Raw genomic sequence first — 256 nt, forward strand, 5'->3', positions numbered from 1 at the left:
CCTGGCTCAGGACGAACGCTGGCGGCGTGCCTAATACATGCAAGTCGAGCGGACTTGATGGAGTGCTTGCACTCCTGAGAGTTAGCGGCGGACGGGTGAGTAACACGTAGGTAACCTGCCCATAAGACCGGGATAACATTCGGAAACGAATGCTAATACCGGATACGCAAATCTCTCGCATGAGAGAGTTGGGAAAGGCGGAGCAATCTGTCACTTATGGATGGACCTGCGGTGCATTAGCTAGTTGGTGAGGTAA

Annotated in this window: 1 rRNA gene; it reads left to right on the forward strand. The window is 53.1% G+C overall.

Annotated features, from left to right (window positions below):
- Nucleotides 1–256 (forward strand): 16S ribosomal RNA (locus M3180_RS22520); the annotation flags it as partial.

Origin of the sequence: Paenibacillus camelliae (genome assembly GCF_023715345.1) — a bacterium.
Taxonomy (GTDB): Bacteria; Bacillota; Bacilli; order Paenibacillales; family Paenibacillaceae; genus Pristimantibacillus; species Pristimantibacillus camelliae.